The organism is Paraburkholderia sp. 40, assembly GCF_050434105.1.
In the GTDB taxonomy this organism is placed as follows: Bacteria; Pseudomonadota; Gammaproteobacteria; order Burkholderiales; family Burkholderiaceae; genus Paraburkholderia; species Paraburkholderia tuberum.
Genome location: NZ_JBNPVY010000004.1, coordinates 934,581 through 950,880, shown reverse-complemented (window position 1 = coordinate 950,880; position 16,300 = coordinate 934,581). Strand labels below are relative to the sequence as shown.

10 protein-coding genes are annotated in these 16,300 nt (G+C 61.8%); 7 read left to right on the top strand and 3 right to left on the bottom strand.

The annotated features are described in order from the left end of the window. The first annotated feature begins 575 nt into the window (after nucleotides 1-575). The 4 genes from OKW28_RS26050 (at nucleotide 576) to OKW28_RS26035 (ending at nucleotide 7,166) form a co-directional block, all read left to right on the top strand. Nucleotides 576-3,632 (top strand): ATP-binding protein, encoded by a 3,057-nt coding sequence (locus OKW28_RS26050; RefSeq protein WP_429450032.1) that lies wholly within the window; start codon nucleotides 576-578, stop codon nucleotides 3,630-3,632. A 632-nt stretch (nucleotides 3,633-4,264) separates the two neighbouring features. Further along, on the top strand, nucleotides 4,265-4,546 hold the full coding sequence (locus OKW28_RS26045; RefSeq protein ID WP_429450030.1) for a DUF4148 domain-containing protein: 282 nt from the start codon (nucleotides 4,265-4,267) through the stop codon (nucleotides 4,544-4,546). Nucleotides 4,547-4,934: 388 nt separating this feature from the next. Further along, complete coding sequence (locus tag OKW28_RS26040; RefSeq protein ID WP_429450028.1) at nucleotides 4,935-5,918, top strand: LysR family transcriptional regulator; 984 nt, start codon at nucleotides 4,935-4,937, stop codon at nucleotides 5,916-5,918. A gap of 102 nt (nucleotides 5,919-6,020) precedes the next feature. Further along, nucleotides 6,021-7,166 carry a porin gene (locus tag OKW28_RS26035; RefSeq protein ID WP_429450026.1) on the top strand — a complete coding sequence of 382 codons (1,146 nt, stop codon included), beginning with the start codon at nucleotides 6,021-6,023 and terminating at the stop codon, nucleotides 7,164-7,166. An 80-nt stretch (nucleotides 7,167-7,246) separates the two neighbouring features. Here the strand turns inward: OKW28_RS26035 and OKW28_RS26030 are convergent, their stop codons facing one another. After that, nucleotides 7,247-7,534: a DUF4148 domain-containing protein gene (locus OKW28_RS26030; protein WP_429454459.1), complete on the bottom strand. Its 288-nt coding sequence runs from the start codon at nucleotides 7,532-7,534 to the stop codon at nucleotides 7,247-7,249. Nucleotides 7,535-7,837: 303 nt separating this feature from the next. On the opposite strand from OKW28_RS26030, the gene OKW28_RS26025 reads away from it, so the two are divergent. From OKW28_RS26025 to OKW28_RS26015, 3 genes are read left to right on the top strand one after another with little or no spacing between them, the layout of a single operon-like run. Then, nucleotides 7,838-11,077 (top strand): efflux RND transporter permease subunit, encoded by a 3,240-nt coding sequence (locus OKW28_RS26025; RefSeq protein WP_429450024.1) that lies wholly within the window; start codon nucleotides 7,838-7,840, stop codon nucleotides 11,075-11,077. A gap of 19 nt (nucleotides 11,078-11,096) precedes the next feature. Then, nucleotides 11,097-12,383, top strand: coding sequence for an efflux RND transporter periplasmic adaptor subunit (locus OKW28_RS26020; RefSeq protein WP_429450022.1), 1,287 nt, complete (start codon nucleotides 11,097-11,099; stop codon nucleotides 12,381-12,383). Nucleotides 12,384-12,410: 27 nt separating this feature from the next. After that, nucleotides 12,411-13,868 carry an efflux transporter outer membrane subunit gene (locus OKW28_RS26015; RefSeq protein ID WP_429447501.1) on the top strand — a complete coding sequence of 486 codons (1,458 nt, stop codon included), beginning with the start codon at nucleotides 12,411-12,413 and terminating at the stop codon, nucleotides 13,866-13,868. Between the two features lie 14 nt (nucleotides 13,869-13,882). On the opposite strand, the gene OKW28_RS26010 is transcribed toward OKW28_RS26015, so the two are convergent. Next, nucleotides 13,883-15,355, bottom strand: a complete 1,473-nt coding sequence (locus OKW28_RS26010; RefSeq protein ID WP_429447500.1) for a heavy metal sensor histidine kinase — start codon at nucleotides 15,353-15,355, stop codon at nucleotides 13,883-13,885. Then, nucleotides 15,355-16,032: a heavy metal response regulator transcription factor gene (locus OKW28_RS26005; protein ID WP_429447499.1), complete on the bottom strand. Its 678-nt coding sequence runs from the start codon at nucleotides 16,030-16,032 to the stop codon at nucleotides 15,355-15,357. The genes OKW28_RS26010 and OKW28_RS26005 overlap by 1 nt, the downstream gene beginning before the upstream one ends. Nucleotides 16,033-16,300 lie beyond the last annotated feature (268 nt).

Below are 16,300 nucleotides of genomic sequence, written 5' to 3'. Positions count from 1 at the left end.
ACTAATGCCAAATTGCCGTTGCCGTTTTTTGCCGTTCAATATCAGCTGCAAAAAGGAGGCATAACGTTCCCGCAAGCTCATGGCCGCCGTAAGAACCGGCCAGATTCTGCTGCGCCACTCGGGGACTGGCCTGTGCTGAATCTCTCTAACTGGGTTCAGTCTATATTTTTGAGATGGGGCGAAAATAGGTCGTGTCCGAATCGGAGCTGGCCGGTGTTTGAGCGCTGCAGCGCTTGAGATGGCGGTGCCGCCGGTTATTGCGGACGGCGTGGCAACGTCAGAAATCTTGACCGCGCGACAGGTAGTAGAAAGAGGCGCCCTTTGTGTTTCATCGAGTATCGGCGGCACTCCAGCGACGTCCGTCGCCCATGCTTGCGCCGACGAGTGCAACTGCGCGCTGAAGGGGATTGAGTCGTGCATCGCCGAACAGGCAACCACCAGTAGTCGATCCGAGGGCAGGCGCAAGCCGCAAAGACTGCCCGCCGCAGGCGGCTCGATCGACGCCAGACACGCAACCGGTCGGAATCGCCGTATGATGCTGAAACCATCCCTTGCGTCCCTGATCCAGGTCCGCCATGCCGTCAAAGAGCATAGATTCCAGCGGGCATGAACGCGTGGTTCATCCGCCCACCGGCGATTCGCGCGTTGATGAGCCGAGCAGACTGAATCGCTATCAGCGGACGCTCGTCATGGGGGCAGGGGTCGCTGTCTCGTTTGTGCTGGTGCTGTTGACCGGCGTCGTGCTGAAATCGGCGGTCACGGACTACATCGACGATCGCTATACCGATTTCGCTCTACGGCAGACTCGCCTGCAACTGGAGTTTCTGGAGCGGGAAAGAACGCTGAGAGCCGCCATCCTGCATGAAGAGTCGACGTGGGGCACGCGGGCTCCTCCACCCGCGACCCTCATCGACGAGTTTGCCGCGCAGCATGGACGAGTCGTTCTGCAGAGGCACAGGAATTTCGACCCGGTGATGATGCTCGGCGATGTGGGTCCGTCGCAGCACGCATCGGAGTTCGCGCCGTATCTGGCGCTCGGTGTTGATTTTGACTATCGTCTCGGACCTTGGGCCAAGGTGCAGACCAGTGCCGTGTCAGGCTATTTCTATTCGCCTGACCGGCGGTTCCTCGGCATTGTTCCTGCTCCGGCATCCGGCGATCTGCTCAAGCAGAGCGGCGCGCAAGACGTCCACGAGCTTCTCGATCGCATTGCACCGGATATCGGCGACCTGACCGACCCAACTGTGGTCAAGCGGTTAGGTGAGGACAGGAGTGCAACATGGTTTCCGCCAGCCACCGATCCCTTTAGCGAACAGCCCGCCATCCGGCTGGTCATGCCGGCCTTTAGCGACGGCAAGATATTCCTCGTGGCTGTCCGCAAGATCTACGTGGCCCCCCTGATCGAAATGCTTACCGGGGAGAAGCGCTACGATGAACAATCGCTGCTGCTCGATTCCGCCGGCAATGTGATCCTCAGCACAGCCAAGCCGGGTACCGGCGCCGCGCTGACACAACGGATTCTCAATTCCCGTACGCAAGGGATGCAACCCGCCGGAGGAGTCCATCGCTCCCGGAATGGATTGTTCATGGCCAGTGCGGAGGTAACGGACTCCGGCTGGACGCTCGTTCACGCATTCACGTGGCGCACCATTTTGCGTGACATAGGTGCACGCCTCGCCGTTTACGTTGCCGCGATGCTGCTGGTCGTGGCTTTCATGTGGGTGCTTCTGTTGATGCTCGATCACAAGCTGTTCAAACCCGACTACGAACGTTCGCAGCGAATATTCGAAAGTGAAGCCCTGAACCGCACGATGGTTGCTGCAGCACCGTCGGGATTCGCCCTGCTGTCTTTCGAGCAGGGCGATATTCTGTTGCAGAGCAACCTGATGCGTACCTACGAAGCGAACACGCATCCGGATGAACCAGGCTTGCACACCCGCCTGCTCGGTCTCTATGACCGCAGCCCCGACGCGCCCGCGTGGCAGTCCGATCTGGAGATGCCGCTCAGACTTGCCGACGGCCGCGTGGACGATCTGCTAGTGAGTATGGTGCGTACCAGGTATCGTGGGAAAGAGGTGCTGCTTTGCAGTTTTTCCGACATTACGACTCTGAAGAACACGGAGCGCAAGCTGGACGAGGCGCGTGCGGCAGCAGACGCCGCCAACGAGGCGAAATCTGCGTTCCTCGCGATAATGAGCCACGAAATACGTACGCCGCTCAATGCCATTCTCGGCAACCTCGAGTTGCTCGGACGCTCGCCGTTGTCACCGTCGCAGGAGGAGAGAGTAGGGGTCATCACGTCGTCGTCCACTGCGCTGCTAGGGATCATCAACGACATTCTCGATTTTTCGAAGGTCGAGTCTGGCCAGATGACGCTCGAGTCGATCAGTTTCGATCTCGGTGATGTCATTCGACAAGTGGGTGCGATGTTCGAACCCGTCGCGCATGCGAAGGGACTCGAATTCGACTGCGTGATCGACGATGCGCTCGCGCCGCGCTATCTGGGTGACCCAACGAGAATCCGGCAGATCGCGGTCAATCTGGTCAGTAATGCGATCAAATTCACTGCTACTGGCGACGTACTGCTCGAGGTTTACCGCAAGGACGACACGGCCGACGATTCGCCCATCGTGATTGGCGTGAGCGACACCGGCATCGGCATGACGCCCCAGCAGCAGGAGACGCTATTTCATGCATTTACCCAGGCCGATTCGTCGATTGCCAGGCGCTATGGCGGAACAGGACTCGGACTTGCCCTCTGTCTGCGCCTGACCGAATTGATGCATGGCACGATCCAGGTGAAGAGTGAGTTGAATGACGGCAGTACCTTTGTCGTGACGTTACCCATTCCGGTGAGTACTGACACACCGGTCGTCGCCCCAGACGATAGCAAAGCCAAATGGGAGTCCACCGGGATCGACACACGCGCCATTCACATTCTTGTGGTCGACGATCAGCTTGCAAATCGGGAATTGATCGCCGCGCAACTTGCTACGCTGGGATACGAGGCCGATATCGTCGATAGTGGCGGGGCGGCAGTGCGGCGCTTCAATGAGCGCCACTATGATCTTGTGATGACCGACATCAATATGCCAGGGATGGACGGGTACGCGCTCGCGCGGTGTCTGCGCGACCAAAGCGCGACGGTGCCGATCATCGCTATTACTGCGCAAGTGGGTGCGGAAGAGCGTTCGCGATGCAAGAAGGCCGGAATCGACGAGGTCCTGCTGAAACCCGTCCTGCTTGGCACCATGGATGCGACGGTGAGGCGGCTGGTCAAGGAGGCCGGCAAACGCCCCGCAAGTGACACCGCAGCCAGGCTCGACATTTCGCATGGGCCATTGCCCGAGCCCATCCATGCTGCGATGAGCCAGGCACTGAAGGAATCGCTCGAGGCGCTGTATGTCGCCATTGAACGGGTCGATATAAAAACGGTGCTGGCCCATCTTCATTCGCTACGCGGCTCCTTCGCGATGATTCAGGAGACCGCGGTGGCGAATGCGTGTGCACAGATGGAGCAGCAAGCCAGAAATAACGACATTCCTGCCGTCAAGGATGGGCTCGATCGTTTCGAACCACTCGCTTATTCGACGCTCGCGCGGCGCGTGATAAGCGCGCAGCCAGAGGCGTGAGTTTTTTTCTGCAGCGCTGAATCAGCAGGCGTCCGGTCACGAACAGACGCTTGTGAATGACCTAACGATTGAATAATCCGCACGCCAATCCTGAACACGACATTATAGTACTAATGTCGTGTTCAGGATTGAATTGTGTAGTATATGGTGCGTTTTACGTTGTATTATCAACATATCCATAAGTGATTCCACCTAAAGGCGTCTGCAAACTGACGCAAATCCCGGGTTAAGGCGGGATATTTCGGTATCCAATGTTTTTGCCAAATTTGCGTGGCTCTCGAATCAGTAGATCCACCCAATGTCATCTAAAAGCGTCAGTCTTTCCCACCGAAAAACATCTGAAAGCCTCGGTGTTACTTCCGAATCTGAGCAGTGTCCTCTGCAGTGCATAAGCGCGGACCTTGCTCAGCCCCCTACCTCAACGCCTTGTTGCGGCAGAGGCCGCAGCTATCATCCCACGCCGCAATATCGCCAAAGACCGGAAGAAGATATCAAAATCGTAATCAGGCTGTCAGTCTGGGAGCAACGTCAATTGACGACAATGGGCTCATCGGTGCACTGCGTCGGGCATGCCCTGATGGGATCCGATCAACGGGCCGATTGGCAAACTCTTAGAGACTTCGGAGGAAACTGTGAAAAAGACAACACATATAGCGATTGGCGCCCTTGCGTGTTCGATCGCGATGAGTGCCTTGGCGCAGACGCAGCCCACTGGCAAGACCCGGGCGGACGTTCGCGCGGAACTCATCGAGGCGCAACGGGATGGTCTGGTGCCTACGCCGAAGTACGACTACCCGCCAAGCGAAGCTGCGATTGAACGCAATAAGGCACTGTATGCGATCACTCACAAAGGTGAAGAAGTATCTCCTGTTTCAGCGGCGCCAACGCAATCTTCCAGTGAAACGGTGCAGTGACAAGCCTGCCAGGAATGTCTGCGTCTGCGCGCGAATGTCAAACGTGGAGTCGAAGATGACTTTATTGAACATAGCAATCCTTTCCGCTTTTCTTCTTGCGCCCGTTGAAGTCGCCTACGCACGTGATGGACCTCGTGAAGAAGGATTCGGGTAAGGAATACAAAGAAACATGCAATGCCCGCCTCGGACGCACATGGATCGGCAAAGCCGGCGATTTCGGAAGACCGCGCGGTCTGTCGGCGGAGAAATGCGTGTGACGTAGCGTAAGGTCAATGGGCCGCGCCGTGAAGCGAGGCGCATCGTTCATGCGCAGGCAATCTGTTCTTTCCTACCCAACGGCTCGCGAGCGAGCTAGCCTAAAATCCCCCGACCGCTGCGAAACGATTCCATGAATCAATTAGCCTCCGTTCGCATTTTCGCCAAGGTTGCCGACTGCCTGAACTTCGCCGAGGCGGCGAAGCAGCTTGGTATCTCGAATTCGGTCGTCACTCGCAGCGTGGCGGTACTCGAGCAACATCTCAGCGTGCGCCTTGTCAACCGGACCACTCGCCGGGTGTCGCTGACGCCTGCCGGCCAGTTGTATCGGGAGCATTGTGGTGAACTGCTCAGGCAGCTCGCGGCGATGGACGAATGCATGGCAGCTGCTGCCGGCCAACCCGCCGGATCTTTGCGTATTGCGGCATCTTCTTTATATGCTTCGACCGATCTGCCCGAAGTACTAGCGGCGTACCGGGTGCAAGAGCAGCGTACGCAGTTCCATCTGACCGTATTCGATAACATGGCCGATGTCACGGTGGCAGACTTCGATGTATGCTTCAGCGCCGAGCGTTACCTGCGTGATTCGTCGCTGGTTTGCCGGCCGCTCGCACAGACGCGGGACGTAATTGTCGGGAGCCCCGTGTACTTCGCACGTCGGCGGCCGCCACGCACCCCCGAGGAGCTGTCGTCGCATGATGTGCTGGTCGCGTCGGACGCGCCGAGTCGTTACTGGGAGTTTCGTGACAAGCATGGCACGCAGCGCGTAGTGGTACGGCCGATTCTGAGCATGCAAAACCCACTGCTCATAAAGCGCGCAGTCCAGGCGGGCCTCGGCATCGCCCGGCTTTCGCGCTCGCTCATTCAAGGTGAGCTGGCAGACGGCTCATTAAAGCCAGTGTTCGAAAACATCGAATTGTGCGGCGACGCGCGGACAGTGTGGGTGCTCTATTCCGGACAACCGTACATGGCGGTGGCGCTCCGCAGTTTTGTCGATTTCGTGGTAGAACGTTATCGCCAGAATCCACCTGAAGACAAGCGCGAAACTGTCGTTCCCGTGGGAGCAGCACAACACCATTTCAGCAATACTGAACTGCAGTGGACGGGTATTTTGTAGGTCCTAAAGTGCAAATACCTTTCGTCAGATCCCGGCTCCGCGCACCGGCGCGCGAGCTAGACCATGGCGAGGTACTCAAGCAAACCTTAGGAATCTACACTCATGAAGCGACTCCTCATTACGGGCGCAGCGATCGGTTGCACGATCGTCCCGATGGCCGCGCTGGCGCAAAGCAGCGTCACGCTGTATGGCCTGATCGACGAAGGTCTGAACTATACGAACAATACCAAGCAAGGTTCGGCTGTGCAGATGGAAAGCGGCTTTGCACAAGGCAGCCGATGGGGCGTGAAAGGCAGCGAAGATCTGGGCGGTGGCACGAAGGCCCTCTTTCAGCTGGAAAATGGCTTCGACGTCAACTCCGGCGCACTTGGACAGAGTTCGCGCATGTTCGGCCGGCAGGCGTACATCGGTTTGAGCAACACGAAGCTCGGGACCCTGACAATGGGCCGTCAGTATGATTCAGTCGTCGACTATCTCGCCCCGCTTACGGCGAACGGCAATTGGGGCGGCTATCTGTTGTCGCATCCGTACGACAACGACAACACGGACAATTCGTTCCGACTGAACAACAGCGTGAAGTACACCAGTAACGTCTACGGCGGCTTTTCTTTTGGCGGTCTGTACGGTTTTAGCAATCAGGCGGGTGGCTTTGCTGACAACCGGTCGTATAGTCTCGGCGCCCAATTCGTCGCTGCCAACGTTTCAGTCGCAGCGGCGTACATGCAGATCAACAACCCGGGCGGAAACTCCGGTGGGTCGCTTGCAGCCGACGACACGAATTTTTTCGCGAGTCGCCAACAGGTGTGGGGCGCCGGGATTAACTACACGATCGGCTCTGCGATACTCGGCTTCGTATATAGCCACACGGCACTTAATAACGCGACGGGCTCCGTCTATGTCGGCAACTTCGCGAATACGGCAAGCAGCCTGAAGTTCGACAACTTTGAATTGAACGCGAAGTATCAGTTCCTGAAGAATGCGTTCGTCGGAGCGATGTATAACTACACGATCGGTCACTTCAATAGCGCCGCCGGCGATTCGAAGCCGACGTGGCATCAGGTTGGACTGATGGCGGACTACAACCTGTCGCCGCGTACTGACGTGTACGTGCAGGGTATGTATCAGCACCTGGCGGGCGGCAGTGCGTCAGCGGCGCCGCTCAACACGGCGTTTATCACGGGTGCAGATTCGCCTTCGACGACAGCAAATCAGGTCATCACGCGCGTAGCCATTCGCCACCAGTTCTAACCGGTTCGCGCTTCATCGCGCCATCCCGCGCCCACGCATCGAGAGTCCATACGTGGGCGCGCGTTGGTCTTCCCTTTGCATCAGTCACACGTGACGCCCCAATCCGTCGGGCTCGTAGAGGCGAACGCCGTCGCGCTAACCGGGTCGTTCTGGTACCCGATTGCGTAAAGCTCCTTGTTGCGGCCAATTCTCGTGGCTGGCAACGGATAGTTGTTCTCCGGTACCGGCAAGAGCCCATCGGCCTGTGTCTGCACCAGTTGCTGGCGTACTTCGGCGCGCGTCATTCCCGGAATGGCGGTTTGGGCGGAAGCGCTCGAGCCAAAAGTAAGGCTGACTGCGGCGGGTGCGACTGCAACGCTTGAAAGCAGCTTGATCGTGCTTCTCCTATCAGGTTTGGAATTGTGGACATAGCCATGCTTTCCATTCCGATCGCACGACCTGGCCTTTCTCTGACCACGCGACTACGGATTTGCTATCTGCGTGCGGCGGCTGTCGATTGCATTCCCGAAGCGCGTCCGGTTATCCGGCAGATGACAGACTTGTATTGTGGCTGACCGGAACCGGTAAGCACGGCCCACACATACTCCAGACTAGGCCTGAATTCAAGCAGCAGTTTTACTGCGCGAGCCTTGGGTGGGGCAACTCTATTTGCTATTTATCAGGAATTCGTCATGTGGATTGTGAGGCTTGCCCTGCGCCGCCCGTACACATTCGTGGTCCTCGCCGTGCTGATCCTTATCGTCGGCCCGCTTGCGATACTGCGCACGCCGACCGATATCTTCCCGAACATCGATATCCCGGTGGTCAGCATCGTCTGGACGTACAACGGCTTTTCCGCCCAGGACATGGCCAATCGCATCACGTCGAATTACGAGCGCGCGCTGAGCTCGGACGTCGACGACATCGAGCATATCGAGTCGCAATCGCTGAACGGCGTCTCGGTGGTGAAGATCTTCTTCCATCCGGGCGCGGACATCAATCGCGCGATCGCCGAGGCAGCGTCGAACTCCGCATCGATCCTGCGCGTGCTGCCGCCCGGCACGCTGCCGCCCAACATCATTACCTATAACGCCTCGACGGTGCCGATCCTGCAACTCGGCCTCTCCAGCGACACGCTCTCCGAACAGCAGCTCTACGACCTCGGCAACAGCCAGATCCGCACGCAACTGGCGACGGTGCAAGGCGCGTCGGTGCCGCTGCCGTTCGGCGGCAAGGTCCGGCAGATCATGGTCGATATCGACCCGCGCGCATTGCAAGCCAAAGGCCTCGCGCCGCTCGACGTGGTCAATGCCGTCAACGCGCAGAACCTGATCCTGCCGGGCGGCACCGCGAAGATCGGCACGAAGGAATACAACGTGCAGATGAACGGCAGCACGGACACCGTAGCCGCGCTCAACGATCTGCCCATCAAGACAGTGGCGGGCGGCGTGGTGTATGTGCGCGACGTCGCCCATGTGCGCGATGGCTACGCGCCGCAAACCAACATCGTGCGCAGCGACGGCAAACGCGCCGCGCTTCTTACCATCGAAAAGTCCGGCAGCGCGTCGACGCTCACCATCATCCAGCAGGTCAAGGCGATGCTGCCGCATATCGTGGCCGGCTTGCCGAGCGCGCTGCACGTCACCGCACTGTCGGATCAATCGGTGTTCGTGAAGTCGGCCGTCGTGGGCGTGGCGCGCGAAGCGCTGATCGCCGCCGCCCTCACCGCCTTGATGATCCTGCTCTTTCTCGGCAGCTGGCGCGCCACGCTGATCATCGCGGTGTCGATTCCGCTCGCGGTGCTGACCTCGCTGATCGCGCTGTCCGCGCTTGGCCAGACCATCAACATCATGACGCTTGGCGGCCTCGCGCTCGCCGTCGGGATTCTCGTCGACGACGCCACGGTCGCCATCGAAAACATCACGCATCATCTGGAGAACGGCGAGCCGCTGCACGACGCGATCCTGAACGGTTCCGGCGAAATCGCCGTGCCGACGTTCGTATCGACGCTGTCGATCTGCATCGTGTTCGTGCCGATGTTTCTGCTCTCAGGCGTGGCGCGCTATCTGTTCGTGCCGCTCGCCGAGGCGGTGGTGTTCGCCATGATCGCGTCGTACTTTTTCTCGCGCACCCTGGTGCCGACGCTCGCGATGTACCTGATGCGCGCACGCAGCAACGCGCTGGTGGCGGGCAATGGACCGATTGCGCGCCTGATCCGCTTTCAGGCCGCCTTCGAACATCGCTTCGAGCGGCTGCGCGAACGCTATCGCGGCGTGCTCGGCGCGGCGATAGCGAGTCCGCGGCGGTTCATCGCGATCTTCCTGCTGTTTTGCATCGGCTCGCTCGCACTGGTGCCGTTTGCGGGCCGCGACTTCTTCCCCGCCGTCGATACTGGCGAGATCCGCCTGCATCTGCGTGCGCCGACCGGCACGCGTATCGAAGACACCGCGCGCCTCACCGACGAAGTCGAAGCCCGTGTGCGCAGCATGATTCCGAAGCAGGAACTCTCGGCGATGCTCGACAATATCGGCGTGCCGGTGAGCGGGATCAATCTGACCTACGACTCATCGGACCCGATCGGCCCGGAAGACGCCGACGTGATGATCACCCTCGCGGCGAAGCACAAACCGACCGCTCAATATGTGGCGAGACTGCGCACGACGCTCGCCAGGGATTTCCCCGGCGTCACGTTCGCCTTTCTGCCCGCCGACATCGTCAGCCAGATTCTCAACTTCGGGCTGCCCGCGCCGATCGATATCCAGATCGTCGGCAACAAGCTCGACGCCAACCGCGCCGTGGCGAACCGCCTGCTCGCGCAACTGCGCGGCGTGCGCGGTCTCGTCGATGCGCGTATCCAGCAGCCCGGCGATGCCCCCGCGATCAACGTCAATGTGGACCGCACGCGGGCGATTCAGGCCGGCCTGCTGCAACGCGACGTGTCGCAGAACCTGCTGATCGCGCTGTCCGGCAGTTCGCAGACCACCCCGAATTTCTGGCTCGATCCGCACAACGGCGTGAGCTATCCACTGATGGCGATGATGCCGCAGTACGACATCAACTCGTTGCAGGCACTCGCCAATATTCCGGTCGCGCAAACCGGAGGCACCGGGTCCGGCGTGATGACCACGGCCGCAAACACGGGCGGTCCGGCGCCGCAAAACCTGCTCGGCGCGTTGAGCACACTGACACGCGTCACCCAGCAAGCCGTCGTCTCGCACTACAACGTGCAGCCGGTGCTCGATATTTTCGCGTCGGCGCAAGGACGCGACCTCGGCGGCGTAGCAGCAGACGTGACCCGGCTCGTCGATCAGATCCGGCCGCAATTGCCGCCTGGCGCGTCGATCGTCATGCGCGGCCAGGTGCAGGCAATGCACGACTCGTTTAGCGGTCTTGCGAGTGGCCTCGTGTTTGCGATCGCCCTGGTCTACCTGCTGATGGTCGTCAATTTCCAGTCGTGGCTCGACCCGTTCATCATCATCAGCGGCTTGCCGGGCTCGCTCGCGGGCATCGCATGGATGCTGTTCAGCACCGGCACTCGCCTGAGCGTGCCGGCACTCACCGGGACGATTCTGTGCATCGGCATCGCCACGGCCAACAGCATTCTCGTGATCAACACCGCGCGCGAATTTCACCACGGCGGCAAGCCGCCGCTGCGGGCCGCGCTCGAAGCCGGTTTCAGCCGCTTCCGTCCAGTGCTGATGACCGCGCTCGCCATGCTGATCGGGATGCTGCCGATGGCGCTCGGCCTCGGCGATGGCGGCGAACAGAACGCGCCGCTCGGACGCGCCGTGATCGGCGGCCTCGCGCTCGGCACGGTGTCGACCTTGCTGTTCGTCCCGGTCGTCTACGGGATGGTGCATGCATGGCTCGACAAGCGCCGCGCGGCACGCACCGACACGCAAGAATCCGGCGTTCCCGCCCGCACTCATTGATTCCGACGAGACCTTGCCCATGAACGATTCATCCCTTCCGCCCGAGCTTGGCGAGCGGTCCAAAGCGTCCGCCGGGACCGCCGAGACCGCCGACACCGCGCGTTTGCATAGCGCCAGGGAAACCCGGCAGGCCGGCGCCACGCCGGCAGCGGCCGCCAGCATGAACGCGCGCCGCCGCCTCTGGCCGCTTGCGTTGACCGGACTTGCCGCGGCGTTGCTGATCGTCGGCGTCGTGCCGCGTCTGCACGCCAGTGCCGCGCTGACGCAACAGACGCAGGCGCAAAGCATGCTCAGCGTGTCGGTCGTCGCGCCGCGCGCCGCGCCGGCCGTCCACGAACTGCTGCTGCCCGGCGCGGTTACGCCGTTCGCGGAAGCATCGATCTACGCGCGCACGAGCGGCTACCTCGCGCACTGGAACACCGACATCGGTACACAGGTGAAAAGCGGTCAGACGCTCGCGACCATCGAAGCCCCCGATCTCGACGCGCAACTGCGCCAGGCCCGTGCCGACGAAGCCACCGCGCAGGCCAATTTCGACTACGCGAAGACCACCGCGCAGCGCTGGCAGGAGATGCTGAAGACACAATCGGTCGCGCAGCAGGAAGTCGACACCAAGGTCAGCGACATGGAAGCGCGCCGCGCGATGCTCGCGTCGACGCAGGCGAACGTCGCGCATCTGGCCGAGCTTGTCTCATACGAGAAGATCACCGCGCCGTTCGACGGCGTGATCACTGCGCGCAACGTCGACGTCGGCGCACTGGTCACGGCGGGCGGCACGCCGGGCGCCGCGGGCATGTCGGGCGAGCTGTTCCACATCCAGCAGACCGGCGTGCTGCGCGTCTTCGTCGATGTGCCGCAGAACGACGCGCCCTACGTCACGCCGGCGACCGGCGTGTATCTCACCGCCCAGCAGTATCCGGGCCGTCGTATCGCCGCGAAGGTGGCGCGCAGCACCGATTCGATCGATCCGTCGAGCCGCACGCTGCGCGTCGAGATCGACGTCGATAACAAGGATGGCGCGCTGATGCCCGGCGCTTACACGCAGGTGCATCTGCAGTTGCGATCGACCACGCCGGCGCTCGACCTGCCGGTCAGCGCCTTGCTGTTCCGGCCGGACGGCGTGACGGTCGCCGTGGTCGATAGCAACGGCCGGGCGCTGCTCAAGACCGTGCATATCGGCCGCGATTTCGGCACGCACGTGGAAATCACGACAGGCCTCGCCGCCACCGACCGCGTGATCGACAACCCCGGCGATTCGCTGAACACCGGCCAGATCGTGCAGATCGCGCCGGCCATGCCTGGCTAGGCGCATTGTCACAGAAAGGATTCACCGATGGTTTCCCTGTCTCTTTCACGGCCGGTGCTGCGCCGAACGCTGGTGGCCACGATGATCGGCGCGCTGCTCAGCGCGTGCTCGACCTTGCCCTCCTATCAGCGCCCGAGCGCCGAGATTCCCGCGCACTATGCGGGCACCGCACCCGGCTGGGCGCAGGCCGCACCGGCTGACGCCACGCCGCGCGGCCCATGGTGGACGATCTTCAACGATCCGGTGCTGAATCAACTCGAAGCGCGTATCGACGTGTCGAACCAGACCGTGCGCAAGGCGGTCGCGCAGGTCCAGCAAGCGCGGTCGATGGTGGACTATCAGCGCGCCGGCTTTTTCCCGACGATTACCGCTGGGGTCGCGCAGGATCGCTCGCGGACCTCACAGAATGTCGAAGGCAAATCGCTCGCGGGCAAGACCGTGCCGGACTATTCGGCGGGCGTGTCGGCGAGCTGGGAGCCGGATCTGTTCGGACGCGTGCGCGATAGCGTGAACGGCGCGCAGGCCGACGCCCAGGCGAGCGCAGCCGACCTCGAAGGCGTGCGCCTGTCGATGAGCGCGGATCTCGCCGCCGACTATTTCTCCCTGCGCTCGCTCGACACGCAGAAGAAGCTGCTCGACGACAGCGTGAGCGCCTACGCGGCCGCGTTGAAACTGCTGCAGCAGCAACTGAAAAACGGTGCGATCGATGCGTCCGCGGTCGCCCAGGCCACGACGCAACTCGAAGCGACGCGCACGCAGGACACCGACATCGACGTGACGCGCGCACAACTGCAGCACGCGATTGCCACGCTGACCGGCGAGCCGGCTTCGAGCTTCACGCTGCCACCGAACGGCTCGGCTGTCACACCGCCCGCGATTCCGGTCGGCTTGCCGTCGCAACTGCTGGAGCGGCGCCCGGATATCGCCGCCGCCGAACGGCGCGTGGCGTCCGCGAATGCACAGATCGGCGTGGCGCACGCGGCGTTTTTTCCGGATCTGGTGCTGTCCGCGAGCGCCGGCCTCGAAAGCACGTTTTTCGCGCCGTGGCTGAGCGCGCCGAGTCTGTTCTGGTCGCTCGGTTCGCAACTGGCCGGCACGCTGTTCGACGGCGGCAGGCGCGAAGCCGGGTTGCAGGGCGCCACGGCGCAATACGACGGCGCGGTCGCGGACTATCGTCAGTCGGTGCTGGTGGCATTCCAGCAGGTCGAGGACAACCTGTCCGCCTTGCATTCCCTCGCCGACGAAGCCGCCAGTCAGCAGCGCGCCACCACGGCCGCGGATCTCTCCTTGCGGCTCACGACGAACCGCTTCAAGGCGGGCGCGGTCAGCTACCTCGACGTGGTGACCGCGCAGACGATTGCGCTGACGAACCAGCGAATCGCGGATCAGATTGCCGCGCGGCAGTTGGAATCGAGTGTGTTGTTGCTGAAAGCGCTGGGTGGGACGTGGGGTGGCGAAAGCAAGAGCGCGGCGGGGTCTGTGTAACCGGTTGTACGCCTTCACCTGGCGCGCGGGAACCTCAGCACAAAGCGCGTACTCCGTGCATCGCTCTGCGCATGCACCGAGCCGCCGTGCAACTCCATGATCGTGCGCACGATCGCAAGCCCGAGCCCCGTCGATCCCGTCGAGCCTCGCGACCAGCCCGATGACGGCAGCGAACTGCGTGACGGATCGATGCGATAGAAGCGGTCGAAAATCCGATCGAGATGTTCGGCGGCAATAGGCTGCCCTTCATTCGACACGGTCACGCGCACCGCGTCGGCCGATGCGCTCGCGTCCAGCACGATCTCGCCGCCTTGCGGCGTATAACGAATGGCATTGGCCAGCAGATTGCTCACCGCGCGGCGAAACAGTTCGAGATCCGCCGTCAAGCTCGCCGTGCCGCTGACACGCACACGCACGAGCGCCTCTTCGGCAATCCCTTCGAAGTACTCGGCGATATGGCTCAACTCTCGCGCCGCATCGAACTCACGCATGTGCCTGACGAACTGCGGATGTTCCGCGCGCGCCAGAAACAGCACGTTCTCGATCATTCTCGACAGCCGGTCGCACTCTTCCAGATTCGAGGCGAGCAGCGACTCGTATTCATCGACGGAACGCGGCCGGGCGAGCGCCACTTCGGCGGCGCCGCGCATGTTGCTGAGCGGCGTGCGCATGTCGTGCGCGAGGTCGGCGGTGAAACGCGACAGACGCTGAAACCCGTGGTCGACGCGCTCGAGCATGGCGTTCAGCGACGCCACCAGCGTCTCGAGTTCGCTCGGCACACGCGCCACCGCGATCCGCGTATTGAGGCGATTCACCGTGACCAGGCTCGCGCTAGCCGCGATATCGCGCAACGGCCGCAGCACGGCGCGGATCAGCAGATAACCGAGCAGCATCGCCAGCATCACGCCGGCTACGCCCGCCAGGTGAAGCCTGTCGCGGTAACGGTCCAGCAGCAGCCAGCGGTCGCTCATGTTGCGCGCCACCAGCACGCTCGCCGTTTCGCCGTCGCGTAGACGCGCGTCGGTGAGAATGCCGCGAATCGGCGCGCCGTTGCGGCCGGTCCACTCGCCGATATCGGCCTCGGTGATACGCGCCGAAGCCGCAACGCGCGCGAGCGGCGGCAATGCGGCGAGCGTCGCCGCGCCGCTCGCCGCGCCGCTCGCCACATTGGGCACGGCAAAAGTCCCGGCGACGTTGTGTTCGACTGCCCGGTTGCCATCGGGATCGAACACTTCCATCGACATGGCCTGGTTACCGAGCACGATGCTGATCAAACGGTCGCTGTGCTCGCGAATGCCCTTCGACGTCTCCAGTTCCTCGGCAAGCCGCCGTGCGTGGCGCGCGGCAAGCACGATGTCGAGATTGTCCTGCGCCTTGATCTGCTTTTCGAGCGCGAGATACAGAAAGCTGCCGACCAGCACGAAAACCGCCAGCGTCGTGGCGCCGAAGGCAAGCGCGAGCGTCGCGGCAAGCGAGCGCACGCGCATCAGGCAGTGTCCTTCAGTTCGAGCACATAGCCGACGCCGCGCACCGTGTGAATCAGCTTGATGGGAAAGTTGTCGTCGATCTTGGTGCGCAGCCGGCGAATCGCCACCTCGACCACATTGGTGTCGCTGTCGAAATTCATGTCCCACACGTACGACGCGATCTGCGTGCGGCTCAGCACTTCTCCCTGACGGCGCGCGAGCAGTTGCAGCAGCGAGAATTCACGTGGCGTGAGATCGATGCGCGTGCCGCCCCGCTTGACGCGGCGGCGGTACACATCCATCTCCAGGTCGCCCACCTTGATCAGTTCGCTTTCGCGCGGCGGCCCGCGGCGCGCCAGCGTCCGCACGCGCGCCAGCAGTTCGACGAACGCAAAAGGTTTGACGAGGTAATCGTCCGCGCCGAGCTCCAGGCCGCGCACGCGGTCGTCGATCTCGTCGCGCGCGGTGAGGAACAGCACCGGCGTGGCGCGCGTGCTGCGCAACGTCCTGACGACGGTCCAGCCGTCCATGCCGGGCAGCATCACGTCGAGCACGATCACGTCGTATTCTTCTTCCTGCGCGAGGATCAGCCCTTGCGGGCCATCGTTCGCGACGTCGACCGCGTAGCCGGATTCCTCCAGACCTTTCTTCAGATAGGCCGCTGTTTTTGGCTCGTCCTCGATCACCAGGATTCGCATCGGTTGCTCCGCTTGCGTTGACCATCAAATGATACCGTCAAGCACCCGGGCGGGTGATTACGATCCGGTAATATGCGTTCGCACGGCCACCGGCCATGCCTGCTGTCCCGTTGAACATGGACATCCGCAGTTTGCTGACCGGTTGACGCTGCGAATGCCTAATTGAAACCGCCAAGGGTAACGGGCTGACTACATTACTTTTAAGCGTGCGCTACTAAAATAGACCCGTTACCCAACTTAAGGCAACACTGATTAAGTCCACCAATCT

Excerpts from the sequence above, each read along its gene's own strand:
- OKW28_RS26050 (WP_429450032.1), top strand. The coding sequence starts at position 576 with ATGCCGTCAAAGAGCATAGATTCCAGCGGGCATGAACGCGTGGTTCAT.
- OKW28_RS26040 (WP_429450028.1), top strand. The coding sequence starts at position 4,935 with ATGAATCAATTAGCCTCCGTTCGCATTTTCGCCAAGGTTGCCGACTGC.
- OKW28_RS26035 (WP_429450026.1), top strand. The coding sequence starts at position 6,021 with ATGAAGCGACTCCTCATTACGGGCGCAGCGATCGGTTGCACGATCGTC.
- OKW28_RS26025 (WP_429450024.1), top strand. The coding sequence starts at position 7,838 with ATGTGGATTGTGAGGCTTGCCCTGCGCCGCCCGTACACATTCGTGGTC.
- OKW28_RS26020 (WP_429450022.1), top strand. The coding sequence starts at position 11,097 with ATGAACGATTCATCCCTTCCGCCCGAGCTTGGCGAGCGGTCCAAAGCG.
- OKW28_RS26015 (WP_429447501.1), top strand. The coding sequence starts at position 12,411 with ATGGTTTCCCTGTCTCTTTCACGGCCGGTGCTGCGCCGAACGCTGGTG.
- OKW28_RS26010 (WP_429447500.1), bottom strand. The coding sequence starts at position 15,355 with ATGCGCGTGCGCTCGCTTGCCGCGACGCTCGCGCTTGCCTTCGGCGCC.
- OKW28_RS26005 (WP_429447499.1), bottom strand. The coding sequence starts at position 16,032 with ATGCGAATCCTGGTGATCGAGGACGAGCCAAAAACAGCGGCCTATCTG.